The sequence below is a fragment of the Sporosarcina sp. FSL K6-1522 genome (assembly GCF_038622445.1).
Lineage (GTDB): Bacteria > Bacillota > Bacilli > Bacillales_A > Planococcaceae > Sporosarcina.
Map to the genome: position 1 here is coordinate 18,333 of NZ_CP152019.1, position 26,901 is coordinate 45,233.

Genomic DNA, 26,901 nt, shown 5'->3' on the forward strand with positions numbered 1-26,901 from the left:
TTTTGACCTGTGTCAAATACGGTTTCTATTAAGATTCCGAACCTGCGAAAGTCTTTTTGAACGCATTGAGTGCTTCTGCAAACACATCATCAGCTGGAAGATCTTTCGTTGTGCGAATATGATCGATTACGTTAGAGTGGTTTGACTCGAGCCAGCTCATAAGCTCGCTTTCGAAACGTAGTACGTCGCCAACAGCGATGTCATCTAAGTATCCACGTGTCAATGCATAAAGAATCACAACTTGGTGTTCAACTTTAAGCGGTTTGTTCAAATCTTGCTTCAACACTTCAACTGTACGCGCTCCACGGTCAAGTTTCGCTTTTGTAGCAGCATCAAGGTCAGATCCGAATTGAGAGAACGCTTCTAGCTCACGGTATGCCGCAAGGTCAAGACGCAATGTTCCCGCAACCTTTTTCATCGCTTTGATTTGTGCTGATCCACCAACACGGGATACAGATAAACCTGCGTTGATCGCTGGACGTACACCCGAGAAGAATAGGTCAGACTGAAGGAAGATTTGTCCATCAGTGATGGAAATAACGTTTGTTGGAATGTAAGCAGAGATATCCCCAGCTTGTGTTTCAACGAATGGCAATGCTGTGATTGAACCTGCACCTAATGTGTCGTTCAACTTCGCTGCACGCTCAAGAAGGCGGGAGTGAAGATAGAAAACGTCACCTGGGTAAGCTTCACGACCTGGAGGACGACGAAGTAGCAAGCTCAGCTCACGGTATGCCGCGGCTTGTTTAGAAAGGTCATCATAAACAACAAGGACGTGTTTACCTTGGAACATGAATTCCTCAGCCATTGTTACACCTGTGTATGGCGCTAAGAATAGAAGTGGCGCAGGTTGTGAAGCAGAAGCCGTTACGACGATTGTGTAATCAAGTGCGCCGTTTTTACGAAGTGTTTCTACAACTCCACGAACTGTCGATTCTTTTTGACCGATTGCAACATAGATACAAATCATATCTTGGTCAGCTTGGTTCAAGATCGTATCGATCGCAACAGTTGTTTTACCTGTTTGACGGTCACCGATGATCAATTCACGCTGTCCACGACCGATTGGTACAAGTGCGTCAATCGCTTTGATACCTGTTTGAAGTGGTTCATGTACAGATTTACGTGCCATAACCCCTTGTGCTGGGCTTTCAATTGGGCGTGATTTTGTTGTTGCAATTGGACCTAGACCATCAACTGGTTGCCCAAGTGGATTTACTACGCGGCCAATCAATTCTTCACCGACTGGTACTTCCATAATACGACCTGTACGACGTACTTCATCGCCTTCTTTAATGTCTGTGTATGGGCCAAGGATAACGATACCTACGTTGTTCGCTTCCAAGTTTTGCGCCATACCTAGAACACCTGTAGAGAACTCAAGAAGCTCTCCAGCCATGACGTTGTCGAGGCCATGAGCTAATGCGATACCGTCACCGATTTTGATAACTGTACCCACTTCGCTCACTGTTAACTCAGATTGATAACTTTCAATCTGCTGTTTTATGAGAACGCTGATCTCTTCAGCTTTGATGCTCATGTATGTCACCCCTCAAATTTCAGTTTTATGAACCGATTAGATCTCGTTTCAGACGCTCAAGCTTCGCGCTTACGCTACTGTCGTAGATGCTGTTACCAATTTGCAGACGAATGCCTCCAAGCAGGCTCGGTTCGATGATATTTTCAATTTTCAAAGACTGTTTACCGACTTTCTGTGCAAACGCTTTGGAAATCGATTCGCTTTCTTCAGCCGTAAGCGCACGTGTAGAATACACTTTTGCTTCAGCTACGCCAGCTGCATCATTTGCAAATCCGTTGAACTCGTCAACAATTGCAATAATCTCGTTGATGCGTTTTCGATCCAATAGGAATGACAGTGTATTCAAAATATGCACATTGGCACCTTTGAATAAGTCTGTAAGTAATGCCTTCTTTTTCGCCACAGACAACTTCGGAGACCCAAGTAATTGCTCAAGCTCTTTGTTAGTTTGGAAAACGTTTTTCAATTCATGAAGTTCTTCTTGAATGATTGCCGTTTGTCCTTGCTCCTGTGCCAAGTTAAATAATGCGAGTGCATAGCGTTTTGCCGCAACCGATTGGCTCATCGGCCTTCGCCTGCCTTCACAATCGTTTCTTCGATCAATGCGCGGTTATCCTCTTCGGAAATTTCTTTTCCAAGTACTTTAGACGCTGCAAGGATAGAAAGGGATACGAATTCCTCACGTACTGCTGCAACAGCTTTTTCTTTCTCTGTCGCAATTTCAAGCGTTGCCGCTTCTTTCATACGGTTAACTTCTGAACGTGCTGCTGTAATTAGCTCTTCACGTTGTGTTTCACCTTGTTTACGAGCATTGTCAACAATCGACTGTGCATCATCACGTGCTTCTTTTAACAGGCTACGCTGTTCTTCAAGAAGTTTTTGTGATTCAAGACGACTTTTCTCAGCCGCATCGATGTCATTTGAAATCATTTGAGCTCGTTGATCCATGATGCCCATAAGTGGTCCCCATGCAAACTTCTTCAGAAGCACCATGAGAATCGTGAAAAATACTACCGTTACGAGAATATCACCTAGGTTAAGGCCATCTGGGTTGTTTAATTTTGCCAATCCACTAGCAGCTCCACCGTCTGCTGCCAATAGGGCGAAGGTATCCAAAAACACGATTGTTTCACTCCCTTCAAGAGCTTATATCTCTTTATTAAATATAGATATTTTATTCATTTACATAAAGGAATGGCGAAGGACTACATCTCACGTTCTTCGCCATTGAATGTCAGTACCTTGGTTCGTGCTACTTATTATTTGTTCATTACGATGAACGCGATAACTGCTGCGAAAATCGGAACAACCTCAACAAGTGCAACCCCAACGAACATGTTTGTTTGAAGAATACCGCGTGCTTCTGGTTGACGTGCGATTCCTTCTTGTGTGCGTGATACAACTAGACCTGCACCTAGACCTGCTCCAAGTGCTCCTAAACCGATTGCGATTGCTGCTGCTAATAGACCAACTGATCCTACCATTATTGTTTCCTCCTAAAATTTCCTGTTTTTTTGTTTGTTCACCCGGTTATCCGGGCATTATATGCTTAATGGTCTGTTGACACTTTGTGTGACATGTAGACCATCGACAACATAACGAAGATAAATGATTGAATTGCCCCAACGAAAATCGAGAAGCCCATCCAAGCAAGAGACGGTACAACCGCTCCAAATAAACCAAGCATTCCTGATGTTGCTAGTCCAGCTAGTAGTCCTAGAAGAACTTCACCAGCGTAGATGTTACCATAAAGACGTAGACCAAGTGTTAGCGTATTTGCAAACTCCTCAACGACTTTAAGCGGTGCAAGGAAAGGAAGTGGCTTAAGGTAACCTTTTCCATATTCTTTCAAACCTGCCATCTTAATACCGTAGTAGTGTGTAAGAACAATGACCATACTTGCGAGTGTCAATGTCACTACAGGGTCCGCAGTTGGTGATTTCCACCATAGGTCCCCTTTCCAATAAATTGCCATCGGAAGTCCTAATACGTTCGCTACAAAGAGGAACATGATAAGGGTGATTCCCAATATGTGGAACCGTCCACCTGTTTTCCAGTCCATATTACTCTTGATAATCCCTTTGACGAAATCCATGACCCATTCAAAGAAATTTTGCATTCCCGTCGGTTTCAGCTGCATACTACGCGTAGCAAAAAACGCAATGAGGAACACAATTAGACATGTGATGAATAGCATTAAGACGTTTGATAGGTTGAATGTCATTTCAAATGCTGTTCCTTTGAAAGCCGTTACTAACGGATTTCCATGTTCCATTTTTCGTTCACCTCCCTTTTGCAACCAGAATTAAGTCAAATTTTTTCGTATCGCTCCACATTTGTGAACAGCTCTACTGGCGAAAAAACTTATTGATGTCTTACGTGGTATATGATCCTCTCCACTAGTAGGAGAATGTAAGGTATCGCAAAACCGATAACCGTACCGATCAGGTCGAAATGTTCTGGCATCGCGGTCGCAATTGCAGCCGCAGCGACACCAGATGCGAAACGTAACGCAGTCCCAAGCGATAAACTGTGTTTCCCCTCCACAAACTTCTGCTCTGTCTTTTCCATTTTACGGACAAGAATCCAGAAATTATACAATCCAAACAGAGATCCGAGTATTAAACCTGCGAAAACTGTCTTAAAATCAGTAAATCCCCATCCTAGGACAAACAATGCTAGACAAAAAAAGAGAGCCTTCTTTTGTATGTTATAAATTTCTTGCAAGGTTTGCATGGTAGGTTATTCTCCTGACTCGTATTTTAGGATTGTACGGCGCATTGTAACTACGTTTGCAGTTACAATCTATAACACACGGAAAAGCGGGGGGTTCTCGTTTCACTGCCTAGCCAAATAAGGGCAAAGACTTCGAAATGGATAGAACCTATAAGTTGTGCAAGTAGCGTCGAATGGCAGGAAATTCGGCAAATAATGCGATTGCGATGATCCTAAATTGTCTTTAATCGACAAATGGAGCATCCCTACATTTTCAACGTAAAAAGATAAGACGATAGCAATATCTTAACACGACAGATGTAGTGCTGTTTCAATTATACGAAAAACCCCTATCATTCTTATCCTTTGTAAGCATACAATAGGCTAAAAATGATGTCAATTGATTCCCGTGAAATTCTTCACAAACTCTGGGATTTGTCAAACAATCGACAAAATTAAGTTGCAAAAAGCAATAAGGGATTTCCCTAAATATAATTTACCATTTGTTAAAACGAGACGACCCCCTAGTTGCGGTCGTCTCGCTTACACTTGCTTTACCTGATTTCAGATAAAGCCTCCGGACGCAATCACGCCTGGACGCGATTGATCGTTGAAAGATATTCTTTTAATGCTTCTACAATACGTTCAGAGGCATGTCCGTCACCATATGGGTTGGATGCTTTCGCCATTCTTGCATACTCTGCTTCGTCTGTGAGCAGTGTATCTGTCAAATCGAATATTGTATCCTCGTCTGTACCCGCAAGTTTTAGCGTGCCTGCTTCAATACCTTCTGGACGTTCGGTTGTATCACGCAATACAATCACTGGTTTACCAAGTGATGGTGCTTCTTCTTGAATCCCGCCTGAATCGGTCAAGATGATATGCGAACGTGCCGCAAAGTTATGGAAATCGAGCACTTCTAGTGGTTCAATTAACTGTACACGACTGTTGTCTCCAAGAAGTTCATCTGCTACTTCACGAACAGCTGGATTCATATGCACTGGGTAAATCACTTGAATGTCATCATGTTTAGCAAGCAAACGATTGATGGCACGGAACATATTGCGCATTGGCTCGCCGAGATTTTCACGACGATGTGCCGTCAATAAGATGAGGCGATCTGTTCCGATGTTATCTAGCACAGGGTGCGAATACTCTTCGCGCACAGTCGTTTGCAGTGCATCAATCGCTGTATTTCCCGTTACATAGATGCGGTCTTGCTTTTTACCTTCATCTAATAAATTACGCGCTGATTTTTCTGTTGGTGAAAAATGAAGGTCCGCGATAACCCCTGTCATTTGACGGTTCATCTCTTCCGGATATGGAGAGTATTTATCCCACGTGCGAAGGCCCGCTTCGACGTGTCCAACTGCAATTTGGTTGTAGAATGCCGCAAGACTACCGATGAAAGTTGTCGATGTATCGCCATGAACAAGCACGATGTCCGGTTGTGCTTCTTTCATAATCTTGTCGAGCCCTTCTAGCCCACGTGTTGCAACGTCTATCAGTGTTTGGCGATCTTTCATGATATTCAAATCATAATCTGGCGTGATGCCGAATGTCTCAAGCACTTGGTCCAGCATTTGGCGATGCTGTGCCGTCACGGTTACGATCGATTCAATGTCATCCTCATGTTTTTGTAGTTCTAGTACAAGCGGTGCCATTTTAATCGCTTCTGGCCGCGTGCCAAAAATCGTCATCACTTTCCATTTCTTCTTCAAATCATCCACGCCTTCCGTATCATTTTGTTCCGAACAAACGGTCACCAGCGTCACCGAGTCCCGGTACGATATAGCCTTTTTCGTCTAATTTTTCATCAAGCGCCGCGATATATACGTCCACATCAGGATGCGCTTCTGTCAATGCTTTCACGCCTTCTGGAGCCGCGATTAAACACATGAATTTAATGTTTTTCGCGCCACGGCTTTTCAAGGATTCAACTGCTGCAATGGCAGATCCACCTGTTGCAAGCATTGGGTCCACGAGGATAAAGTCGCGAACTGCTACATCAGAAGGTAGCTTCACATAATATTCTACCGGTTGCAATGTTTCTGGGTCACGGTACAATCCAACATGCCCTACTTTTGCTGCTGGGATTAAGTTCAGAATGCCATCTACCATCCCGATACCTGCACGTAAAATTGGTACGATACCCAATTTTTTCCCTGCAAGCACATTCGATTTCGCTGTGCATACTGGTGTTTGTACTTCTACCTCTTGAAGGGGGAGTTCGCGTGTAATTTCGTAAGCCATCAACGTGGCAACTTCGTCTACAAGCTCGCGGAACTCCTTTGTTCCCGTGTTTATATCACGTATATACGTTAGTTTGTGCTGGATGAGTGGGTGGTCAAATACATGTATTTTAGGCATTCATCATCGCTCCTTTTTAAAATGTCTTGTCTATTATAACAGAAAGCTACATTATTCTGCACAATGATAAAGTGCTATTACGGATGTTCTTTTATGTCGAATATTGTGTCGATTGTTATTAAGCTGAGATTGAGTGTGTGTTTTTGTAGTGCTGGTGCGGCTTTGCGCGGTTCGTGCTCCGGATTGCGCGGTCTGACGGCCACTTTGCGCGGTTCGTACTCTGGATTACGCGGTCTGATGGCCACTTTGCGCGGTTCGTGCTCCGGATTGCGCGGTGCTCATTTTTCATGAACCCACCACAACACTCAAAAAAACAAGCCGCTATCCAAGGATGGCGACTTGTTTGAGTGATTATGCGTATAGTGGGAACTTGTCTGTTAGTGCAGTTACGCGCTCTCTTGCTTCTTTTTTCACGTCTTCGTCTTCGTGGTTTTTCAGAAGCTTCGCGATGATTGCTGCAACTTCTTTCATTTCTTCTTCCTTAAAGCCTCTTGTTGTCACTGCTGGTGTACCGATGCGGATACCAGATGTCACGAATGGGCTTTCTGTATCGTATGGAATAGTGTTTTTGTTAACCGTGATGCCGACTTCATCCAACACATGCTCTGCGATTTTACCTGTGATACCAAGTGAACGTAGGTTCAATAGCACGAGGTGGTTGTCTGTGCCGCCAGAAACGATGTCAACGCCTTCAGCTACAAGTGCTTCACCGAATGCTTTCGCATTGCTCTTCACTTGTTGAATATACGTTTTGAATTCTGGTTTAAGTGCTTCACCGAACGCCACTGCTTTTGCAGAGATGACGTGCATTAGTGGTCCACCTTGAACGCCAGGGAAAATCGATTTGTCGAGCTTACGGCCGAATTCTTCAGCGAACTCTTCATTCACAAGGATCAGTCCACCACGTGGTCCGCGCAATGTTTTATGTGTTGTTGATGTTACAAAGTGTGCGTGTGGCACTGGGTTTGGATGTTCGCCAACAGCGACAAGTCCAGCGATGTGTGCCATGTCTACGAATAAGTACGCGCCAACTTCGTCTGCAATTTCACGGAACTTCGCGAAATCAATTTCACGTGGGTATGCACTTGCACCCGCAACGATCATTTTAGGCTTATGCTCAAGCGCTTTTTGACGAACGTCTTCGTAATCGATGCGCTCGTCTTCTTGGCTCACACCGTAATCGACGAAGTTGTACAGTTGTCCAGAGAAGTTCACCGGGCTTCCGTGTGTCAAGTGACCACCATGGGAAAGATTCATGCCCAGAACAGTGTCGCCTGGTTTAAGAACTGTGAAGTATACAGCCATGTTCGCTTGTGCACCTGAGTGCGGCTGAACGTTGGCATACGCTGCACCGAAAATTTCTTTCAGACGATCACGTGCGATGTTTTCAACGACATCGACGTGTTCACAACCGCCGTAGTAGCGTTTGCCTGGATAGCCTTCTGCATATTTGTTCGTCAAATAAGAGCCTTGTGCTTCCATAACCGCTTCTGTTACAAAGTTTTCAGATGCGATCAATTCGATATTCGAATTCTGACGATTTTTCTCCGCCATAATCGCTTCATATACTGCTACATCTTCACGCTTTACATTTGTCAAATCCATGTTCTCATTCCCCTTCTTCTTCTATTTTATAAACTGCACGTTCTCCGCCGATGCGTTTCGGGCGTGTTGTGGCTACCGTAACAACTGCATCGCCAATTTTGCTAATGGACGTTCGGATTGGGACAGCGACTGCTTTCAAATGCATCCCAATCAACGTTTGTCCGATGTCGATGCCTGCACTTGCGCAAATCGTTTCGACAACTACAGGGTCATCCATATGACGATATGCATAGGCAGACATTGAGCCGCCTGCATGTGCGACTGGAATAACCAATACGGGATCAAGATTGAACTTTTCTGCTGCACGACGCTCGATTGTCAATGCTCGGTTAATATGTTCGCATCCTTGAAAAGCAAGGAACAGCTTATGCTGGTCTGCAAAATCCTTTAGTGCGCCAAATAGCGTTTCACCAATTTCAAGTGCGCCTGCTGTACCAATTCGCTTGCCTGCGATTTCGGATGTCGAACAACCGACGACGAACAATGTACCTGGAACAAGACGTGCTTGTTCTGCCATTTCCGATAACAGTTGTTCAAGTTGAAGCTTCCATAATTTCAAAGCATCCACTTTTTCCACCGCCTTTTCTGTTTGTTACTTCTGAGCGGTGCCGTTTCGTTGTCGCTCTAAAGCGGTGCCAACTGCTGCCACAATTCGAAAGGCACGAATGGTGTCAGTAACTGGCGCCGGATGCCCTAAGGCACTTGCGTTTTTCTTCAGTTAGTCCTCGAGTTCCATTAGTTTCCCAATTCGGCGTTCGTGGCGACCGCCTTCGAACTCGGTTTTCAACCACGTTGCAACGATTTCCCTTGCATGTCCTGGACCAATGACGCGTTCCCCCATTGCAAGGACATTGGAATCGTTATGTTCTCTAGTTGCTTTTGCGCTGAAGACGTCATGAACGAGCGCACAACGAATCCCTTTTACTTTATTTGCCGCAATAGACATGCCGATGCCTGTTCCACAAATCACGATCCCACGATCAAAATTCCCTGATGCAACGCCGTTGGCAACGGGTGTCGCAAAATCTGGGTAATCGACTGAGGCATCTGAATCTGGACCAAAATCGACATATTCCATGCCAAGTTCCGCTAGCAACTGAATAATTTCACGACGGAGGTTGTTCCCGCCATGATCTGAAGAAATTGCAATTTTCACGGTGTCCCTCTTTTCTTAATTTACTCACAACTCATTCTATCATTTTTCTACAAAAAAACACAGCCCCTATAAAAAAGGTGCTGTGTTTAGTATGACATAAATAATATTACCTTAACAGTGCTATGCACAAGACTCCTTGATAAAAACCAACAAATGCTGTTTCTTTGAAGTCGTCATATTTAGGTTTTCATCTCTTATTTCGATTGATCAAATAGGCTAATAACCTCATACAGCTGCTCAGATTGCTTTTTCAGTTCGACTGCCATCTCATCGACTTGTTCAATTGAGCGTACTTGCTCTTCGGTTGCAGCTCCAACTTCCTGCGCACCCGCAGACGTTTCCTCTGCAATCGCCGCAACTTCTTGTGACTGACTTGCTGTCGTTTCAATGTTCGCTAGCTGACGCTCCACAAATTTTGTAATTTCAACGACCGAATCCGCCATGCTATTCACCTTGGAAGTCATCGCTTCCACATTGCTCGTCGTTTCATTGGCACGGTCCGCTTCGCTTGCTGCTGTTTTTACCTGTTGCTCCATCTCTTTAACAACTTTCGAGACATCCGTCTGAATCGTCGCCACAAGACCCGAAATTCCTTGTACCGCCTTGGCACTTTCATCTGCTAAAACACGCACTTCTTCCGCAACGACGGCGAAGCCTTTACCATGTTCACCCGCGCGCGCCGCTTCAATCGATGCATTGAGCGCTAGCAAATTGGTCTGCGCAGCGATATTGCCAACTAACTGCACGATTTCTCCAATTTGTTGCGCATTGTGATCTAGCTGACGAATGGTACCAAGTGACAGCTCGCTTTGTGTCGACATATTTCGTATCCCCTCAACCAATGTGCGAAATACATCCGTTGTGCGAACGAGCTCTTCTAGCATTTCTTTAGAACGCGCGGAGGAATCTTCCGCTCGGTTGCTCACTTCAACTGCTAGTAAACGTACATCTTCAATCGCTTCTGCTGTTTCCTGAATCGCCACCGCTGACTCTTCTGCTCCTGAGGAAATTTCCATAATGGTCGATGCTACTGCATCCGCTTGCTTGGCCGCTTCTCCTGTTTCCACAGATAAGTTGTCCACTGTGCTTGCCGTCTTCTCAAAATTCGTCTCAATTTGCCCAACAATCGTGCGTAAATTAAGGACCAATTGTTGAAATGCTTCTGCAACAGAACGAATTTCGTCCGATGAATTCGGCAATTCAATGTCCGTTCCGATATTCCCTTCGGCCACTCGTATCGCCGCTTTTTCAAGTTTTTGTAGATGCTTCGTTAAAATTGTGCTGAATAACAACGCCAAAAATCCTGACCAAAATACACCTGCCGCATATGTAAGCAAGCCAAACCAAAACGGGTCAAAATTCGGAAAAAACTGTGGCTGTACGATATTGATAAATATGCCACTCGTCGTATACGTGACAATAGCAAGTATTGTTACAAAGAAAACAATTTTTTTCTGTAAGCCGAATTTCTTTTCTCCAATTTTTCTCATGCCTGTCCCTCCATCAATCGCTGTGCGAGCATGTCTATAATCCGTGTCAATTCATCAAACGTCTGCCGATATGTCGCTAGATCGCCGCCATATGGATCATGGACATCACCACTTGCAGACGGTTGAACATATCCTTTTAATGTAAATATCTTCTGTTCCATTTCTGGATAGGCATAAAGAAGGGCTGCTTTATGCGACTCTGTCATCGTCAAAACGAGGTCAGCCCATTGCAACTCTTCGCTCGAAACCGCCCTCGATACAGCCGTATACGGAAACTGCCCCTCTTCAATGAGCGTTTTCGCATTTGCCGAGATTGGCCAGCCGTCTCCCGCATGGATGCCCGCCGAGCGAACCGTCACATGCTCCATGCCTTTCGAGCGTAAAATTGCTTCTGCCATCGGGCTTCTACATGTGTTTCCTGTACATATGAAATAAATATTCATCAACATCACCTACTTTCAAGCGTAACCGATTGACCTAAATAAAGAAATAGATATTTCTAACGAAAACATGACATTATTCCCATCACTAGTAATGCAACCCCTGCAAATCGTCTTAGTTTACTACCATTTTTTACATTCCATCGCCCTTTCCATAACAGGACGATATAAGCGAAGAAGAAGGTAAATAAACCCGATGCTACAATGAAAAGGATTTTATTCATCTGAAGCATACCAAATGATACACTCACAGAGAAAGCATCAAGGCTTACAGCCAGCGCAATGACATACGGATGCATGGACTTGTCAGCAATCTCCGCATCATCATCTTGCAATAACATATGTATCCCCATTAAAGAGAGGAACAGACCTGATAACACGCTGCTCCACGTTGAAAAAATATGTGCAGAAAACTCGCCTGCCCAAAATCCGAAAAACGGAAATAGCATATTGAGAAAAGCCGTCCACAGTGCCAATGCCAATCTCCCTCGTCGCACTTGCAAAAACGCAAACACAACAATCACGTCAATGGTCGTAATGCCCGCCGCAAACAATTCCACCAACCTAAAAACCTCCTCCGATACCGCACAATCCATCTTATGCGGCTACTGAGGAGGTCATACGTATTCTATTTAGCTCATATAGCGCTTGCCATCTGCCGCTTTTGTTAGTCGATTCATAACAGCAGCACCTACACCAGTCAAATCGGTTTCAACGCCTAGAATGACATCAGCCGCTGTCAAATCACATTGACGTAGCGCTCGGTACAGATGGGCAGCCATCGCCTCATTGTTATGACGAGGCCCAAGGGCAAAGTACCAATCCGCAGTCGGAATCGTCAAATCATCCGGTCCGATTACTGCGACACGTTTGCCTTCCACATGCAGTGCCGCAATTGCTTCGCCAATTATCGTTGCATCCGGTTCAATGACAAACAGCGGCGCTTCTGGTGCGTAGTGCATATACTTCATGCCCGGTGAACGAGGCGCCTGCTCTCCCGGCGCCTTACTTTCTGCCTTTACAGGACCAATAACTTCTTCAATCATCTCGCGCGTCACGCCGCCTGGACGTAAAATCGTTGGTGGATTCGTCGTCATATCGAGCACCGTTGACTCAACACCGACGCCCGTCTGTCCTCCGTCCAATATGAGCGGAATACGTCCTTGTAAATCTTCAAACACATGGGCAGCTTCTGTTGGACTCGGTTTCCCACTACGGTTAGCACTCGGCGCCGCAAGCGGTCCATGCAACGTTTGCAACAATGCTAATGCAACAGGATGATCGGGCATGCGAATCGCAACCGTTTCAACGCCTGGTGTCACACTCGGTGCAATAATGCCCGGAATTTTTTCAAAAATGAGCGTTAGCGATCCCGGCCAAAACGTAGCCATCAGCTTTTCGCCATCTTCCGTTATCCCCGTGGCATATTTGTGTACTTCTTCTTGTTGACCAATATGTACGATGAGCGGATTATCCGAAGGTCTGCCTTTTGCTTCGAATATTTTTCGCACCGCCTGCTCATCCGTCGCGAGTGCCCCTAGGCCATAAACTGTCTCTGTCGGGAAAGCGACTACTCCACCACTTGTTAATATATCCACAGCTCGGCGATAATTTTTATCGTTATCCTGATGATTATCCACCGAAATTTGTTCAGTTTCCACAAGATAACCTCCCTTATGCACAATTTTCTCACTTTACCCACAACTATTGTTCATAACTTTAAGAAAATATCCCCTTTATCCACTCCCAAAGAAAAAAGGTCACTTTCTCCTCCTCTTCTTCCGCCTCATCTGGAAAACAGATATTCGGAAATAAAGAACACCACCAGTTATCCCCACGTCCACTGCCAATCGTTAATACATAAGCATCATACGTCGCTTGCGGGGTAATCACGAATCCCGAACGCTTCGGTGGAAACAACGCTTCTTGACGTTCCAATGAGATTGGCATGCCACCAGCCAGCGAATTGGCAATATCCACAATCGTCGTTTCCAATGCCGCTAAGTTATCCCCAAGCTCTTCCGTTGACTCGGCAGTTGCAATGGCTTCTTCAATGAGCGGCTCGATTTCACTTTGGATGTCCATTTTCACTTGCTGGTCTGCTGGTGCATTGGAATGGGCTAGTAGGCGAAAACGAATGGCGTCTTCCTCAGCCGGTTTCGTTGTGAATAACGTCACAACGGATTGAATGATAATGAGTAGAATAATAAGTTCAATATAAGGTAAGATTTTCTCCATTATTGTTGTCGTTCTTTTATTCTCGTAATCTGGTAGCATGTTTATCCCCTCCTACACTGCATTATTGACAGAGTAGAAGTAATTCATTCAAGAGTCTGACAAAATATTATTCTGTCTTTGCCGTTGATATCTTTTACCGTTTCAACAAACGCTTCTGGGAACGCAGCTTGGAATAACTGATGCACAGCCAGCCCTTGTAAATAGCCGATTTCGACTGCGATGAGAAATGACTTGTTCATAAGCAACGGTAAGTTTTCCGCAAGCTTCCGATAAAAATAGAGTCCGTCCTCTTCCGCAAATAAGGCGTTATGCGGTTCGTGATCCAAAACCGTATCAGCCATTAGTGCGGCTTCCTCATGCGCAATATACGGCGGGTTCGACAAGACGATATCCCACTTTTGCTGGGCAATAGGTTCTGTAAGATCCCCCTGACGGAAATCAATCGCGGCACCGTTTGTCACTGCATTCTGCTTAGCAACAGCGAGCGCACCTTCACTAATATCTGTCGCCGTAACGTCCGCTGCAGGCCATTCCTTTTTGAATGACACTGCAATCGCACCACTGCCGGTTCCGATATCCGCAACATGTATCGGGCGATTCTGAAATAGTTTGCGACCGCGTTCAAGTGCGCCGTAAACTAGTTCCTCTGTTTCCGGTCGCGGGATTAAGACATTTTCATCCACTTGAAATGTGTAGCCGTAAAAATATTCTTGACCGATCACGTATTGGACAGGTTTTCCCGTGAGTAGTTCACGCATGTGATCCCAAAAATTCCGGTGTTCCTCTTCGTTAAGCGGTTCTCGCAAATCTGCAAGTAATGTAGCGCCAGACTTATTCGTGACGAATTCCATCAGCATGCGCGCAGTATGTGCCTCGAGCCCTTTTTCTTCTAATAAAGAAGAAGCCCGCTGGAGAGCTTCATAAATTTTTTCAGTCATTGCGATCCAAACTTTCCAGGCGGTACGCTTGCTCTTCCATAATGAGTGCTTCGATAACTTCGTCTAGTTTACCTTCGATAATTTGATCGAGTTTTTGAAGCGTTAAGCCAATACGGTGATCCGTCACGCGGTTTTGCGGGAAGTTATAAGTCCGAATGCGTTCAGAACGATCGCCTGTGCCAACGGCTGATTTTCGGCTCGCAGCATATTCTGCTTGCGCTTCTTGTTGTGCTGCATCATAGACACGAGCTTTTAATACTTTCATCGCTTTTTCACGGTTTTTAATTTGTGATTTTTCATCTTGCATGGATACGATGATTCCCGTCGGTAGGTGCGTAATACGAACAGCAGAGTCTGTCGTGTTAACATGCTGACCACCTGCACCACTTGAACGGTACGTATCGATTTTCAAATCTTCTCGGAGAATTTCAATATCGACATCTTCAGCCTCCGGTAAGACTGCGACTGTCGCAGTTGATGTATGCGTTCTTCCACCTGACTCCGTTTCCGGGACTCGCTGAACCCGGTGCGCGCCATTTTCAAATTTGAGTTTTGAATATGCACCGTTGCCGTTTATCGTGAAAATAATTTCTTTAAAACCACCAAGTTCCGTTGGGGATGAATCGATTACTTCAGTTTTCCAGTGATTCATTTCCGCATAGCGGCTGTACATGCGGAACAAGTTACCTGCGAACAGAGCCGCCTCGTCGCCACCCGCTGCCCCGCGAATTTCCATGATGACGTTTTTGCTATCATTTGGATCTTTTGGGACGAGTAAAATTTTCAACTGTGCCTCGAATGCCTCAATTTTCTCTTCGAGCTCTGCTACTTCCATCTTCACAAGCTCTTTCATGTCATCGTCAAGCGATTCGTTCAGCATTTCTTTGGCATTTTTATATTCGGCCTTTGTGCTTTTATAGTCACGGTACGTGTCGACCGTTTCTTGCAAGCCTGACTGCTCTTTCGAATAATCACGAAGTTTCGTGATGTCGCTCACTACTTCCGGATCACTCAGTAACTCCGTCAAGTGATCGTATCGATCTTCTACTGCTTGAAGCCTTTCAAACATTGTCTGCACCTCATTTTTAGGACTGTTTTGTACATTTATTGTACGGGAATTAGCAAGGTAAATACAGTTATTTCTCCTCATATGCAAAACCCGCCCAGTTTCACTAGGCGGGCATCACATGGCTTATTCTTTTGCTATCGCTGATACACCTGATGGTACTTCGTGGTGTTTACGGCATCGTGGTTCATAGGCTTCCGCAGCACCGACGAGGATGATTGGATCATCATAGCCTGCTGGCGTGCCGTTAATGAGTCGCTGTGTTCGGCTAGATGGCGAACCGCACACTGTGCAAACAGCTTGTAGTTTGGTCACATGCTCAGCAACCGCCATCAATCTCGGCATCGGTCCGAATGGCTCGCCTCTGAAATCTTGGTCGAGTCCAGCAACGATGACACGGAAGCCACGGTTCGCTAGCCCCATAACCGTGTCCACAATGCCTTCATCAAAAAATTGCGCTTCGTCAATCGCAATGACGTCATACGCGTCCGTGATAAATTCTTCAATCTGCGTTGAGCTCGTAATCGGTTGCGCAATAACCGTCGTCCCGTTATGACTAACAACCGCTTCTTCACTGTAGCGGTCATCGATTGCCGGTTTAAACACCGCGATTTTCTGTTTGGCAAACTGCGTCCGTCGGATACGTCGAATCAATTCCTCCGACTTGCCTGAAAACATGCTGCCGCAAATGACTTCGATCCAACCGCCTTGCATGGTTACGTACATGAGATACACCTTCCGTTTATATATTTATCATTGCATTTTGTCATATCGTAAGTTTCTTTATCATAACCGAAAATCGAACGAAATTCGTATCTGATCCATTTATGGAGATGCGTAGCAAAGAAAATACCCGCCCGGCGCATATGCACCTGACGGGTATTGTGAAAGTCTTACTCTTCGTCGCGGCCTTCTTCTTTGAGACCATATTTTTTGTTGAAGCGGTCGACACGGCCGTCCGCTGCAGCAAATTTCTGGCGTCCAGTGTAGAATGGGTGACATGCTGAACAAACTTCCACGCGAATGTCTTCTCTCACAGAACCTGTTTCAAATGTGTTACCACATGAACAAGTAACAGTAGCTACTTTATAAGCTGGATGAATTCCTGCTTTCATCAATCTCTCTCCCTTCGCCCTGAACCATCTGGAACAGAGTTGTATTATAAGACTGATGCCTTACACGACCCGTATGTGCCAGTCGTATATGCAGCAGATGGTATTTAAGTTACCTCAATGATTATACCAAAGCTCATTTCCTTGCGCAACTATTTTTTATCAGGGTGGAATTAATCAGGCATCCAAATCCTCATCTTTTAATGCCAGTAAAATCGCGAAGCCTACCCAAACAGACGTTATGTCCATCGCCGTCTCTTTGCCATTCCAAATTTGCGATTGCCACATCGCAAACCATTCGCTCCCAATAACGATAAATCCTAAAAACCAAATCGCAAAACCGAGCATGAATGCATAAAATCCAAACGACTTTGCCTGGTTGAATTGACGTCCTGTCGCCCGAATATTTTTCAACATATGATACACACCAATGAATGCAAGTACACTGAAAATCCCTTCCGCGATAATTAATCCCCAATAGCCGATTGTATAGAATATTGGACTTTCGATTGCGCGCCACATCAAGGCGTTCCCCTCAAACGTCGTATCCATCGACAGCACATGATGGACAAATTCATAATTTGAATTGTAATCCATTAAGTTCCCTGCAAATACAAAAAGTCCAAAAAGCCCAGCAAACAATAATGTCACTATTTTTAGTAACCGTAATGCGATTGTATTCATACTAGATCACTTTCCTTTCATCCTTTTTTCGTTCAAATATAAGATCGATTCGTCGTTCACTCGGAGATAGCTCCGACAAATTCACCAACTGCACAAATCGCCATCCATCCTTGGCATAAGAGGCAATTAGCTGTTCGTATTCTTCGGCAAGTGAGAATCCTTCGCGAACATAATGTAATCCAATACTTTTAATAAAATACTCGTACACCGCTACCGCCCTCCTTAGTTTATCTATACCCTTATTTCTTATGATAAACTCTCCTAAATAATTGTGAGGTGGGAGTTAGATAGCTTTGCGCGCTTCGAATGCGACTTTGCGCGGTTCCACGAATAATATGCGTGCTTCGAATGCGACTTTGCGCGGTTCCATAAACCGATTGCGTGCTCCATAATTTTTCCATAAAAAAACGCCACCATTTCCTTGATTCAAGGAATGGCAGCGTTTGTATTTCACAATAACCCTTTACCGTTGCGATGGGCTTTCATTTCTTCATTGAGCTTGTCGAAGAATTCTTCATTTGTTGGTGTTTGACGCAATTTTTTCATGAAGCGTTCTGTAAAGTCATGCGCATCGGAAAATGTTTTCCGGATTGCCCAAAGTTTTTCGAGTTGATCGGCCGGAATTAGCAAATCTTCTTTTCTTGTGCCTGAGCGACGAATATCGAGTGCCGGGAAAATACGGCGTTCTGCAAGGCTTCGGTCTAGATGAAGTTCCATATTCCCTGTCCCTTTGAACTCTTCGTAAATGACTTCATCCATGCGTGAACCTGTGTCAATCAAAGCTGTCGCTAAAATCGTCAAGCTACCGCCTTCTTCAAGATTACGAGCTGCACCGAAAAATCGCTTAGGGCGATGGAATGCAGCTGGGTCAATCCCTCCGGAAAGCGTGCGCCCGCTCGGCGGAATGACAAGGTTGTAGGCACGAGCAAGTCGAGTGATCGAGTCCATTAAAATGACAACATCCCGTTTATGTTCGACAAGACGCATCGCACGTTCTAACACCAATTCAGCCACTTTAACGTGATTTTCAGGTACTTCATCAAATGTTGAACTAACGACATCTGCTTTCACAGAACGTTCAATATCCGTTACTTCCTCTGGGCGTTCGTCTATTAACAAGACAATGAGTTCTGTATCCGGATGATTCGTTGTAATGGAATTCGCAATTTCCTTCAACAGCAACGTTTTACCCGCCTTAGGTGGCGCGACAATCAATCCACGCTGTCCAAACCCTACCGGTGATACGAGATCCATGATTCGCGTAGACAAATTAGCAGAACTCGTTTCAAGTTTAATATGTCGATCGGGGTAAAGCGGTGTCAATGCCGGGAAATGAACACGCTCACGTGCGACTTCCGGATCTTCCCCATTAACAGCTTCTACATGTAACAGGCCGTAATAACGCTCGGATTCCTTAGGCGGGCGAACTTTTCCCGTCACCTTATCCCCATTTCGCAAATCGAAGCGGCGAATTTGTGATGCAGAAATATAGATATCTTCCGAACTAGGCGAATAATTGATTGGGCGAAGGAAACCATAGCCTTCCGACTGAATAATTTCAAGAACACCTTCCATAAAGAAATAACCTTCTTGTTCAGCACGTGTTTTAAGGATCGCAAAAATCAATTCTTTTTTTGTTAGCTTCGCATAATAAGCGATTTTATATTTTTTGGCAAGGGCATATAACTCTTTTAACGTCATATTTTCTAACGCAGAAATCGTTAGCATTGTCATTTTTGGCACCACTCTTTACGTTAATGGGTATTATTTTTGAGGAAGACAACTAAGTAAGGCAATCCAATTCTTAGTTGTACAAGGGAAAATGCCCGGCTTGTAACCGGGCAATGAGGTCTATCAATCTTGCATGACGAGCAGAGGTTTTTTCTTCATGCTATGTCGGCCTTCGACAAATCGAATTGTACCTGACTTCGAACGCATAACGAGTGAATGCGTCTCACAGTAGCCGCCTTTAAACTGAACGCCACTGAGAAGTTCTCCATCCGTTACACCTGTTGCAGCGAATATTGCGTCGTCGCCTTTTACAAGGTCATCCATATAAAGTACTTTGTCTACATCGATGCCCATTTTTGCGCAACGCTCACGTTCTTCATCATTACTTGGCACAAGTTTACCTTGTAGTTCTCCACCAAGACATTTTAGCCCAACTGCTGCGATAACGCCTTCTGGTGCTCCACCGATACCAAATAAGATGTCCACACCTGTTTCATCGAATGCCGTGTTAATAGCAGCTGCTACGTCGCCATCTGTAATCAGCTTAATGCGTGCACCTGCTGCACGAATCTCTTCGATGATACCAGCGTGGCGTTCACGATCTAAAACCGTCGCAACGATGTCGCCGATGTCTTTATTTTTAGCTTTCGCAACAGCTTGAAGATTCTCTGTTACGGATGCATCAATATCAATTTTACCGACCACTTCAGGGCCGACTGCAATTTTCTTCATATACATATCTGGTGCATTGAGAAGATTGCCTTTGTCCGCTATCGCCAACACAGCAAGAGCGTTCCAGCCACCAGCTGCGACAATATTCGTACCTTCAAGCGGATCAACCGCTACGTCTACTTCGGGACCAACGCCCGTTCCTAGCTCTTCACCAATATAAAGCATTGGTGCTTCATCCATTTCACCTTCACCAATCACAACAATCCCTTGCATCGGAATTGTGTCGAAAACGTTACGCATTGCCGTTGTTGCTGCGTCGTCTGCCTCGTTTTTTAAACCGCGCCCCATCCAACGTGAAGCTGATACGGCTGCTGCTTCTGTAACTCGAACTAATTCCATTGATAAACTGCGTTCCATTTGTTGTGTTCCTCCTGTTTTACGGGTCATCCGTAAGTTTTACTACTCAACATGATTATAGCACTAAAATGGTCATTCGCTAATAGCCGCTTTTTCAGGAACTTTTACTTTGCGAATATCCGCACCGATTCCTTGCAATTTGCTAATCAACGAACTATACCCACGTTCAATATGTTGAATTTCTTGTACTTCCGTTACGCCATCTGCAATTAACCCGGCAATAACAAGCGCCGCGCCCGCACGTAAATCCGATGCACGTACAGTCGCTGCCTGAAGCGGCGTCGGTCCAGATAAAATAGCGGAACGTCCTTCGACACGGCCATCTGCATTCATCCGGCGAATTTCATCGATTTGTTTGAAACGAGCGGAATAGACCGTATCTGTAATAATAGATGAGCCAACCGCCTGCGATAACAACACAGAAAATGGTTGTTGCAAATCCGTTGGGAATCCAGGATACACAAGCGTCTTCACATCGACAGCTTGCAGTTTCTTCGCTTTCGGGATGAAAATCTGCTCTTCCCCTTCAACAATGTCTACACCCATTTCTCGGAGTTTCGCCGTCAATGCTTCCACATGAAAAGGAATGACATTGTCGATGGTTACGCCATTTCCTGCCACCGCGGCCATAATCATAAATGTCCCTGCTTCAATACGATCCGGGATAATCGTATGCTTCGTACCGTGGAGTTTGTCCACGCCGTCGATACGGATAACATTCGTTCCCGCACCTTTTATTTTTGCTCCCATATTGGATAATAATGTCGCCACATCGATAATTTCAGGTTCTTTCGCGGCATTCTCGATAACCGTCTGTCCTTTAGCAAGAACAGCCGCCAGCATAATATTAATCGTTGCACCAACACTAATGACGTCTAAATAAATTTTCGCACCGCGTAATTCATCTGCACGCAAATAAATCGCACCATGCTCATTCGTCACTTTTGCACCAAGTGCTTCAAAGCCTTTGATATGTTGATCAATCGGTCTTGGACCTAAATGACAGCCACCTGGTAGTCCAATAACTGCATACTTAAAACGACCAAGCATAGCGCCCATCATATAATAAGAAGCACGCAGCTTTTTCACATTGCCATTTGGCAACGGCATAGACACCATTTCTGTTGGATCAATGGTCATCGTACCGTCCTCAAATGTTACTTCCCCACCGATATCTTCTAATAATGCCTGAAGTGTAAAAACGTCTGAAATTTCTGGAAGCCCTTCAATCGTCACTGGAGAATCTGCTAAAATTGAAGCTGGAATCAGCGCAACCGCGCTGTTTTTCGCCCCGCTTACTTTGATTGTCCCTTGTAAAGGCTTACCACCTGTTATCTTATAAACGTCCATTTTATTCTCCTTAGGTAAGTCACTTATTCTTTCGAGCTTCCCAATCGGCAAGAAACGCTTCAATTCCTTTGTCTGTCAAAGGATGTTTAAACAACTGCTTCAACACATTGAATGGTGTCGTTGCAATATGCGCGCCACTAAGCGCTGCATCTGTAATATGTTGAGGGCCGCGAATAGAAGCTGCAATGATCTCTGTTTTAATGCCATGGATTGTGAAAATATCTGCAATCGTGGATACCAACGCCATGCCATCTTGCCCAATATCATCTAGTCTGCCAAGAAACGGAGATACATATGTAGCGCCCGCACGTGCCGCTAGGAGTGCCTGATTCGCACTAAAGATTAGTGTCACATTTGTTTTAATGCCTTCTTGTGCAAAAACGGAACAAGCCTTCAAACCTTCAGGCGTCATTGGCAATTTCACCGTAATATTCGGTGCGATTTTTGCAAGCTCGCGTCCCTCTGCAATCATTCCTTCTGCATCGAGTGCAATGACTTCCGCACTAACAGAACCTGGAACAAGCGCTGAAATTTCACGAAGTCGATCGTGGAACGGTACATCTTCTTTGGCAACGAGTGACGGATTGGTCGTTACGCCCGAGAGAATCCCCCAACTATGCGCTTCCTTAATCTCTTCAAAATTCGCAGTATCAATGAAAAATTTCATGCAAAAATCCCCCTTTTATTAAGTAGATACAGCCTTAATGGAAAAGAAGGAGAATACATCCCTATTGAATGCTTCTCCTTTTCTTGCGACATTTTGTATATTGTATCAATTACGTCTCTGCGTAATTGCATCCAGATGCTGAATAAAATTAAGCTTTTTGTGAGCTACCGAATTCACGGATTTTGCCGATAACTGTTTGCTTAATCGCATCGCGCATTGGCGTTAGGTATTTACGTGGATCGTAAACTTCCGCGTCCGCTGCAAGTAGTTCGCGCACAGCTTTTGTTCCTTCAATTTGGTTTTCCGTGTTGACGTTAATCTTTGCTGTTCCAAGTGAAATAGAACGTTGGATGTCTTTCAACGGAATGCCTGTACCACCGTGTAAAACAAGTGGTAAATCAGATTGACTTGAGATTTCTTCCATCTCTTTAAAGCCTAGGTTTGGTTCACCTTTATAAGGTCCATGAACAGAACCAAGTGCAGGAGCTAGGCAGTCGATACCTGTTTTCTCAACAAGCTCTTTACACTCAGCTGGATCTGCGTAAATAACGCCGTCTGCAATAACATCGTCCTCTTGTCCACCTACAACACCAAGCTCAGCTTCTACAGAAACACCGCGCTCATGCGCATATGCAACAACGCTCTTTGTGATTTCAATGTTTTCCGCAAGTGATTTGGATGAAGCATCAATCATAACAGACGTAAATCCTGCATCAATCGCTTCCTTACATTTTTCAAAGCTTGAACCGTGGTCAAGGTGAATTGCAACAGGCACCGTGATTTTGTAATCATGGATGAGTCCTTTTACCATATGAACGACTGTTGTAAAGCCGCCCATGTAGCGCGCCGCCCCTTCAGAAACCCCAAGAATAACCGGTGACTGCTCTTCCTGTGCTGCCAGTAAAATAGCTTGTGTATATTCAAGGTTGTTCAAGTTGAACTGACCGATCGCATAGCCTTCCTTTTTCCCTTTGATCATCATTTCTTTCATCGACGCTAACGCCATGTATATTCCTCCTCTAAATTCACGAGTATCTTTATTTATTGTTTGATTACATTCATATATGCCTTTATTATCATAACAAAAACAGACAGTGTTTGCCACTGCCTGCTTTGTCATTTTTCAAACATTGCGTTTACTGCGTCGCGCACTTCATAAATATCAAAGGGTTTGGTAAAATATTGCTCAGCCCCGATTTTTAGTGCATCATCTGTCAACTCAATTTCTCCATAGGCCGTCATCATAATAACAGGCACTTCTGGCCAACCTTTCTTCAATTGCTTTAGTACTTCAATCCCATCAATACCAGGCATCTTCATGTCGAGTAATACACACCCTGGCACGGTTTCCTTGACCGCTTGAAGCGCTTCCATTCCATTGGCCGCAAGCTGGGTCACAAATCCTTCTCGACGAAACACCTCATCGAGCAAGAGACGGATCCCCGTTTGATCGTCTACAATTAACAACTTTTTCAAAGACCATCCCTACTTCCCTCTATACAATTGGCTATAGTACTAATTTGACAAAAGTATCAATATCCCTCTTTTTTAAAAAACATTGTCTTTTTGCTTTCTAGCTCATCACTTCCTATAATGAAATAGAGGTGGTAATCGTGAAAATATTAACGACGCAAATCGGTGGTCTTCTCCAACGAATTGCTACAAATGATGAAGAGATGATTGAGGAAACAGCTCGTCTGCTTGCCCAGGCAACTATTGGCGAAGGCCGCGTGATATTCGCTGGTTTCGAGGAGTTAGGGGCGGTAACGGCAACAGCGCTAAAAAGCACGGCGCCTTTTTACAATGCTGTTTGTTACGAAGAAGGCATGGAAATCGGAAAAGCAGATCGCATCTGGCTGTTAACGCGTTCTGCAACAGATGTATCGGCATTACAACTGGCTAAGCTTCTAGCGGAGCGCTTCATCCCATTTGCGGTACTTGCTGCCGATAAAGCGACAGATGACAATGAGCTTGCTTCTCTTGCGTATACATATATATCGACAGGACTGACACGCGGGTTATTGCCAGGTGATAACGGTGAACGCATCGTCCAACCACATGCGCTTGCCGCATTGTTTGTCTATGAGGCTGTGAAATTGGCGTATGATGAAATGATTGCGGACGAAGAGTAAAAGGTAAGCGACACATCACGCGGGTATTTCCGTGGATGTGTCGCTTTTTTTAATAAAGGCGGGAAGCGCGCATTCGTATTCGTGCCTGAGAACAGCGCAATGCGACTGGCAAACCGCGCATTCACGACCAAGAACCACGCATTCGAGTGCCATAAACACGCAATACTTTCCAAAAGCAAGAACTAGCGACCATCGAAGTTTAATACGCTTGAAAATACACGCAACCACTCCAGAAAAAAAGCACAAACGGTGTCTGGTATGGACACCATTCGTGCTCTTCGAATTGCGGTTGCCGCGCCTAAGCGGGCGCCTTGCGCTTTTCTTTATTGTCTAGCCTCCAGGCGCCAGCCGCTCGGGTCATAAGCAATCCAGCTATGTGGCAAGAAACGCCACGTCGCTGGATCGACTTATGCCTGCCGCGTCTAAGCGGGCGCCTTGCGCTTTTCTTTATTGTCTAGCCTCCAGGCGCCAGCCGCTCGGGTCATAAGCAACCCAGCTATGTGGCAAGAAACGCCACGTCGCTGGATCGACTTATGCCTGCCGCGCCTAAGCGGGCGCCTTGAGCTTTTCTTTATTGTCTAGCCAACGCTGCTCCGATGAAGTCACGGATTAGCGGTTGTGGGCGTGTTGGGCGTGATGCGAATTCAGCGTGGAATTGGCAACCGACGAAGAATGGGTGATCTGTTAACTCCATAATTTCGATGAGTTGTCCATCTGGGCTCGTCCCCGAAACAATCATGCCCGCCGCTTCAAACGCCTCACGGTATTCGTTATTGATTTCATAGCGGTGACGATGGCGTTCGTATACTAACTCTTCGCCATATGCTTGGCTTGCTTTCGTTTCTGGTTTCACTTTACATGGGTGCAGACCAAGGCGAAGTTCCCCTTCGTGTCCATCGTCGCCCACAGTACCATTGCTAATGTAGCTTGGGTGATTTTCAACAATAGCATGTTCTGTTTCTGCATCGAATTCGATGGAATGTGCTTGCTCAATCCCCAAGACATTGCGCGCGAATTCAACTGCTGCCAACTGCATACCAAGGCTAATGCCGAAGAATGGTACTTGGTTTGTCCGTGCATAATTGACTGCAACGATTTTGCCGTCGATACCCCGATCGCCAAAGCCACCTGGTACAACAATTCCGTCCACATCGCTTAGTAATTCAGCTGCATTTTCTGCAGTCACTTCTTCTGAATTAATCCACTTGATGTCAACGTCTGCGTCAAAGCCATAACCTGCATGACGAAGTGCTTCAACCGCTGAAATATAAGCGTCTTGAAGTTCAACATACTTCCCAACAAGAGCGATACGTACTTTTTTCGAAAGTGATTTCACTTGAGTGACAAGCTCTTGAATCTCTGTTAAATCAGGCTCTTGCGTTTTTAACTCAAGGAAGTCTACAACAATTTTATCCATATGTTGTTCATGTAAACGAAGTGGCACTTCGTACAACGTTTCTGCATCAAGCGCTTCAATGACTTCTTCTGGTTTAATGTTACAGAACAATGCAATTTTGTCTTTCATTTCTTGTGGCACTGGGTATTCGCTACGCACAACAATCATATTCGGCTGAATACCTAGGCTACGCAGCTCTTTTACGCTGTGTTGTGTAGGCTTTGTTTTCATTTCTCCAGCTGCATGCAAATAAGGAATCAATGTGTTGTGGATGTACATCACATCGCTTTTTCCAAGGTCCGTTTTCATCTGACGAATCGCTTCTAAGTATGGAAGGGATTCGATATCTCCAACACTACCGCCAATTTCTGTGATAACAATATCTGCATTTGTTTCTTTACCTGCGCGCTTCACAAGGCTTTTAATTTCGTTTGTAATATGGGGGATTACTTGAACCGTTGCACCTTTGTACTCGCCGCGACGTTCTTTTTTCAGGACTGATGAATAGACTTTCCCCATTGTAACGTTCGAGAATTTATTCAATTTAATGTCGGTAAAACGCTCGTAGTGTCCAAGGTCTAGATCCGTCTCTGCCCCATCCTCTGTCACGAATACTTCACCATGTTGTAAAGGACTCATCATTCTTGGGTCAAGGTTAATGTATGGATCAAACTTTTGGATTGTCACTTGCAATCCACGGCTTTTTAATAGTCGTCCGAGTGACGCTGCGTTAATGCCCTTACCGAGTGACGATACGACGCCACCTGTTACAAATATATATTTTGTCATGTCTAACTCCTCCGTTCGTTTTGCTTAATAACTTATTGATATCAATTACGCCTCGGCGTAATTTCGTCCAGATTTTGAATCGAGCTTGAGGCCAACAGGATGTTGGTCATGCAGTCGTTACGACAGGACGTCGTGAACTTAGACTGTCTTCCTTAATTCCTTTCAAAATCTGTGACATCCGCCGGAGGCTTTATCTTCGTTCAGCAGGCGCCAAGACACCACCGAACAGAAAATAAACCATTCATCTCACCACCCATAAAATAGGAAGGCTTCCGCTGAATGAAGATAAAATCAAAAAGCGCCCCATCTGTAGATTATGTTCTACAGGAGGAGCGCATATGCACGAGTTCTTTGTGTCCTAATTTAAGGAGCCCAGTAAAATCTTATAGCGCG

Annotated in this window: 31 protein-coding genes; 1 reads left to right on the forward strand and 30 read right to left on the reverse strand. The window is 44.9% G+C overall.

The window, feature by feature from the left end; all coding sequences use genetic code 11:
- Positions 1–28: 28 nt before the first annotated feature.
- The 29 genes from atpA to MKY34_RS00255 form a co-directional block, all read right to left on the reverse strand.
- Positions 29–1,540 (reverse strand): F0F1 ATP synthase subunit alpha, encoded by a 1,512-nt coding sequence (gene atpA / locus MKY34_RS00115; protein WP_342513230.1) that lies wholly within the window; start codon positions 1,538–1,540, stop codon positions 29–31.
- Between the two features lie 25 nt (positions 1,541–1,565).
- Positions 1,566–2,105: a F0F1 ATP synthase subunit delta gene (locus tag MKY34_RS00120; RefSeq protein ID WP_342513231.1), complete on the reverse strand. Its 540-nt coding sequence runs from the start codon at positions 2,103–2,105 to the stop codon at positions 1,566–1,568.
- Positions 2,102–2,608, reverse strand: coding sequence for a F0F1 ATP synthase subunit B (gene atpF / locus MKY34_RS00125; protein WP_342515336.1), 507 nt, complete (start codon positions 2,606–2,608; stop codon positions 2,102–2,104). Before atpF ends, MKY34_RS00120 begins: the two co-directional genes overlap by 4 nt.
- Positions 2,609–2,799: 191 nt before the next feature.
- Positions 2,800–3,024 carry a F0F1 ATP synthase subunit C gene (atpE, locus tag MKY34_RS00130; RefSeq protein ID WP_203248455.1) on the reverse strand — a complete coding sequence of 75 codons (225 nt, stop codon included), beginning with the start codon at positions 3,022–3,024 and terminating at the stop codon, positions 2,800–2,802.
- A 65-nt stretch (positions 3,025–3,089) separates the two neighbouring features.
- The gene (gene atpB, locus MKY34_RS00135) at positions 3,090–3,815 is read right to left on the reverse strand and encodes a F0F1 ATP synthase subunit A (RefSeq protein ID WP_342513232.1); all 726 of its coding nucleotides are present in this window, start codon (positions 3,813–3,815) and stop codon (positions 3,090–3,092) included.
- Positions 3,816–3,904: 89 nt separating this feature from the next.
- Positions 3,905–4,276 (reverse strand): ATP synthase subunit I, encoded by a 372-nt coding sequence (locus tag MKY34_RS00140; RefSeq protein ID WP_342513233.1) that lies wholly within the window; start codon positions 4,274–4,276, stop codon positions 3,905–3,907.
- Positions 4,277–4,842: 566 nt separating this feature from the next.
- Positions 4,843–5,976: a UDP-N-acetylglucosamine 2-epimerase (non-hydrolyzing) gene (gene wecB, locus MKY34_RS00145; protein WP_342513234.1), complete on the reverse strand. Its 1,134-nt coding sequence runs from the start codon at positions 5,974–5,976 to the stop codon at positions 4,843–4,845.
- Between the two features lie 19 nt (positions 5,977–5,995).
- Positions 5,996–6,625, reverse strand: coding sequence for a uracil phosphoribosyltransferase (upp, locus tag MKY34_RS00150; RefSeq protein WP_342513235.1), 630 nt, complete (start codon positions 6,623–6,625; stop codon positions 5,996–5,998).
- Positions 6,626–6,976: 351 nt separating this feature from the next.
- Positions 6,977–8,230, reverse strand: coding sequence for a serine hydroxymethyltransferase (gene glyA / locus MKY34_RS00155; protein ID WP_342513236.1), 1,254 nt, complete (start codon positions 8,228–8,230; stop codon positions 6,977–6,979).
- 4 nt (positions 8,231–8,234) lie between these two features.
- Positions 8,235–8,798: a TIGR01440 family protein gene (locus MKY34_RS00160; protein ID WP_342513237.1), complete on the reverse strand. Its 564-nt coding sequence runs from the start codon at positions 8,796–8,798 to the stop codon at positions 8,235–8,237.
- Positions 8,799–8,948: 150 nt separating this feature from the next.
- Positions 8,949–9,386 (reverse strand): ribose 5-phosphate isomerase B, encoded by a 438-nt coding sequence (gene rpiB / locus MKY34_RS00165; RefSeq protein WP_342513238.1) that lies wholly within the window; start codon positions 9,384–9,386, stop codon positions 8,949–8,951.
- A 194-nt stretch (positions 9,387–9,580) separates the two neighbouring features.
- The gene (locus MKY34_RS00170; RefSeq protein ID WP_342513239.1) at positions 9,581–10,876 is read right to left on the reverse strand and encodes a HAMP domain-containing methyl-accepting chemotaxis protein; all 1,296 of its coding nucleotides are present in this window, start codon (positions 10,874–10,876) and stop codon (positions 9,581–9,583) included.
- Positions 10,873–11,319 carry a low molecular weight protein arginine phosphatase gene (locus MKY34_RS00175; RefSeq protein ID WP_342513240.1) on the reverse strand — a complete coding sequence of 149 codons (447 nt, stop codon included), beginning with the start codon at positions 11,317–11,319 and terminating at the stop codon, positions 10,873–10,875. Before MKY34_RS00175 ends, MKY34_RS00170 begins: the two co-directional genes overlap by 4 nt.
- Before the next feature lie 56 nt (positions 11,320–11,375).
- Positions 11,376–11,876 carry a manganese efflux pump gene (locus MKY34_RS00180; protein WP_342515337.1) on the reverse strand — a complete coding sequence of 167 codons (501 nt, stop codon included), beginning with the start codon at positions 11,874–11,876 and terminating at the stop codon, positions 11,376–11,378.
- A gap of 72 nt (positions 11,877–11,948) precedes the next feature.
- Positions 11,949–12,977 carry an L-threonylcarbamoyladenylate synthase gene (locus tag MKY34_RS00185; protein ID WP_342513241.1) on the reverse strand — a complete coding sequence of 343 codons (1,029 nt, stop codon included), beginning with the start codon at positions 12,975–12,977 and terminating at the stop codon, positions 11,949–11,951.
- A 58-nt stretch (positions 12,978–13,035) separates the two neighbouring features.
- A complete protein-coding gene (locus MKY34_RS00190) occupies positions 13,036–13,593 on the reverse strand; it encodes a stage II sporulation protein R (RefSeq protein ID WP_342513242.1) in 558 nt (185 codons plus the stop codon).
- Between the two features lie 44 nt (positions 13,594–13,637).
- Positions 13,638–14,492 carry a peptide chain release factor N(5)-glutamine methyltransferase gene (gene prmC / locus MKY34_RS00195; protein WP_342513243.1) on the reverse strand — a complete coding sequence of 285 codons (855 nt, stop codon included), beginning with the start codon at positions 14,490–14,492 and terminating at the stop codon, positions 13,638–13,640.
- Entirely contained in the window at positions 14,485–15,561 is a 1,077-nt protein-coding gene (gene prfA, locus MKY34_RS00200) for a peptide chain release factor 1 (RefSeq protein WP_342513244.1), read from the reverse strand. Before prfA ends, prmC begins: the two co-directional genes overlap by 8 nt.
- Positions 15,562–15,684: 123 nt before the next feature.
- Entirely contained in the window at positions 15,685–16,284 is a 600-nt protein-coding gene (locus tag MKY34_RS00205; protein WP_342513245.1) for a thymidine kinase, read from the reverse strand.
- 167 nt (positions 16,285–16,451) lie between these two features.
- Entirely contained in the window at positions 16,452–16,673 is a 222-nt protein-coding gene (gene rpmE, locus MKY34_RS00210; RefSeq protein ID WP_342513246.1) for a 50S ribosomal protein L31, read from the reverse strand.
- Positions 16,674–16,847: 174 nt separating this feature from the next.
- Complete coding sequence (locus tag MKY34_RS00215; RefSeq protein WP_342513247.1) at positions 16,848–17,354, reverse strand: DUF2165 domain-containing protein; 507 nt, start codon at positions 17,352–17,354, stop codon at positions 16,848–16,850.
- A gap of 1 nt (position 17,355) precedes the next feature.
- The gene (locus MKY34_RS00220; RefSeq protein WP_342513248.1) at positions 17,356–17,562 is read right to left on the reverse strand and encodes a DUF4177 domain-containing protein; all 207 of its coding nucleotides are present in this window, start codon (positions 17,560–17,562) and stop codon (positions 17,356–17,358) included.
- Between the two features lie 75 nt (positions 17,563–17,637).
- Positions 17,638–17,808 carry a hypothetical protein gene (locus MKY34_RS00225; RefSeq protein ID WP_342513249.1) on the reverse strand — a complete coding sequence of 57 codons (171 nt, stop codon included), beginning with the start codon at positions 17,806–17,808 and terminating at the stop codon, positions 17,638–17,640.
- Positions 17,805–19,088 (reverse strand): transcription termination factor Rho, encoded by a 1,284-nt coding sequence (rho, locus tag MKY34_RS00230; protein WP_342513250.1) that lies wholly within the window; start codon positions 19,086–19,088, stop codon positions 17,805–17,807. The genes MKY34_RS00225 and rho overlap by 4 nt, the downstream gene beginning before the upstream one ends.
- A gap of 120 nt (positions 19,089–19,208) precedes the next feature.
- A complete protein-coding gene (gene glpX, locus MKY34_RS00235) occupies positions 19,209–20,174 on the reverse strand; it encodes a class II fructose-bisphosphatase (protein ID WP_342513251.1) in 966 nt (321 codons plus the stop codon).
- A 72-nt stretch (positions 20,175–20,246) separates the two neighbouring features.
- Positions 20,247–21,524, reverse strand: coding sequence for a UDP-N-acetylglucosamine 1-carboxyvinyltransferase (locus tag MKY34_RS00240; protein WP_342513252.1), 1,278 nt, complete (start codon positions 21,522–21,524; stop codon positions 20,247–20,249).
- A gap of 19 nt (positions 21,525–21,543) precedes the next feature.
- On the reverse strand, positions 21,544–22,191 hold the full coding sequence (gene fsa, locus MKY34_RS00245; RefSeq protein WP_342513253.1) for a fructose-6-phosphate aldolase: 648 nt from the start codon (positions 22,189–22,191) through the stop codon (positions 21,544–21,546).
- 148 nt (positions 22,192–22,339) lie between these two features.
- Positions 22,340–23,197, reverse strand: coding sequence for a class II fructose-bisphosphate aldolase (locus tag MKY34_RS00250; RefSeq protein WP_342513254.1), 858 nt, complete (start codon positions 23,195–23,197; stop codon positions 22,340–22,342).
- Positions 23,198–23,307: 110 nt separating this feature from the next.
- Positions 23,308–23,667 (reverse strand): response regulator, encoded by a 360-nt coding sequence (locus MKY34_RS00255; RefSeq protein WP_342513255.1) that lies wholly within the window; start codon positions 23,665–23,667, stop codon positions 23,308–23,310.
- Between the two features lie 137 nt (positions 23,668–23,804).
- Between MKY34_RS00255 and MKY34_RS00260 the strand changes: the two genes are divergently transcribed.
- A complete protein-coding gene (locus MKY34_RS00260; protein ID WP_342513256.1) occupies positions 23,805–24,323 on the forward strand; it encodes a DUF2529 family protein in 519 nt (172 codons plus the stop codon).
- A gap of 571 nt (positions 24,324–24,894) precedes the next feature.
- Here the strand turns inward: MKY34_RS00260 and MKY34_RS00265 are convergent.
- Entirely contained in the window at positions 24,895–26,508 is a 1,614-nt protein-coding gene (locus MKY34_RS00265) for a CTP synthase (RefSeq protein WP_342513257.1), read from the reverse strand.
- Between the last annotated feature and the right edge of the window lie 393 nt (positions 26,509–26,901).

Coding starts and splice junctions, on each gene's coding strand:
- MKY34_RS00140 (WP_342513233.1), bottom strand. CDS start 4,276: ATGCAAACCTTGCAAGAAATTTATAACATACAAAAGAAGGCTCTCTTT.
- atpE (WP_203248455.1), bottom strand. CDS start 3,024: ATGGTAGGATCAGTTGGTCTATTAGCAGCAGCAATCGCAATCGGTTTA.
- rpmE (WP_342513246.1), bottom strand. CDS start 16,673: ATGAAAGCAGGAATTCATCCAGCTTATAAAGTAGCTACTGTTACTTGT.
- fsa (WP_342513253.1), bottom strand. CDS start 22,191: ATGAAATTTTTCATTGATACTGCGAATTTTGAAGAGATTAAGGAAGCG.
- rho (WP_342513250.1), bottom strand. CDS start 19,088: ATGACAATGCTAACGATTTCTGCGTTAGAAAATATGACGTTAAAAGAG.
- MKY34_RS00240 (WP_342513252.1), bottom strand. CDS start 21,524: ATGGACGTTTATAAGATAACAGGTGGTAAGCCTTTACAAGGGACAATC.
- prfA (WP_342513244.1), bottom strand. CDS start 15,561: ATGTTTGAAAGGCTTCAAGCAGTAGAAGATCGATACGATCACTTGACG.
- glyA (WP_342513236.1), bottom strand. CDS start 8,230: ATGGATTTGACAAATGTAAAGCGTGAAGATGTAGCAGTATATGAAGCG.
- MKY34_RS00265 (WP_342513257.1), bottom strand. CDS start 26,508: ATGACAAAATATATATTTGTAACAGGTGGCGTCGTATCGTCACTCGGT.
- MKY34_RS00175 (WP_342513240.1), bottom strand. CDS start 11,319: ATGAATATTTATTTCATATGTACAGGAAACACATGTAGAAGCCCGATG.
- MKY34_RS00205 (WP_342513245.1), bottom strand. CDS start 16,284: ATGTACGTAACCATGCAAGGCGGTTGGATCGAAGTCATTTGCGGCAGC.
- MKY34_RS00215 (WP_342513247.1), bottom strand. CDS start 17,354: ATGAATACAATCGCATTACGGTTACTAAAAATAGTGACATTATTGTTT.
- MKY34_RS00190 (WP_342513242.1), bottom strand. CDS start 13,593: ATGCTACCAGATTACGAGAATAAAAGAACGACAACAATAATGGAGAAA.
- MKY34_RS00120 (WP_342513231.1), bottom strand. CDS start 2,105: ATGAGCCAATCGGTTGCGGCAAAACGCTATGCACTCGCATTATTTAAC.
- prmC (WP_342513243.1), bottom strand. CDS start 14,492: ATGACTGAAAAAATTTATGAAGCTCTCCAGCGGGCTTCTTCTTTATTA.
- atpA (WP_342513230.1), bottom strand. CDS start 1,540: ATGAGCATCAAAGCTGAAGAGATCAGCGTTCTCATAAAACAGCAGATT.
- MKY34_RS00170 (WP_342513239.1), bottom strand. CDS start 10,876: ATGAGAAAAATTGGAGAAAAGAAATTCGGCTTACAGAAAAAAATTGTT.
- glpX (WP_342513251.1), bottom strand. CDS start 20,174: ATGGAACGCAGTTTATCAATGGAATTAGTTCGAGTTACAGAAGCAGCA.
- MKY34_RS00250 (WP_342513254.1), bottom strand. CDS start 23,197: ATGGCGTTAGCGTCGATGAAAGAAATGATGATCAAAGGGAAAAAGGAA.
- atpB (WP_342513232.1), bottom strand. CDS start 3,815: ATGGAACATGGAAATCCGTTAGTAACGGCTTTCAAAGGAACAGCATTT.
- upp (WP_342513235.1), bottom strand. CDS start 6,625: ATGCCTAAAATACATGTATTTGACCACCCACTCATCCAGCACAAACTA.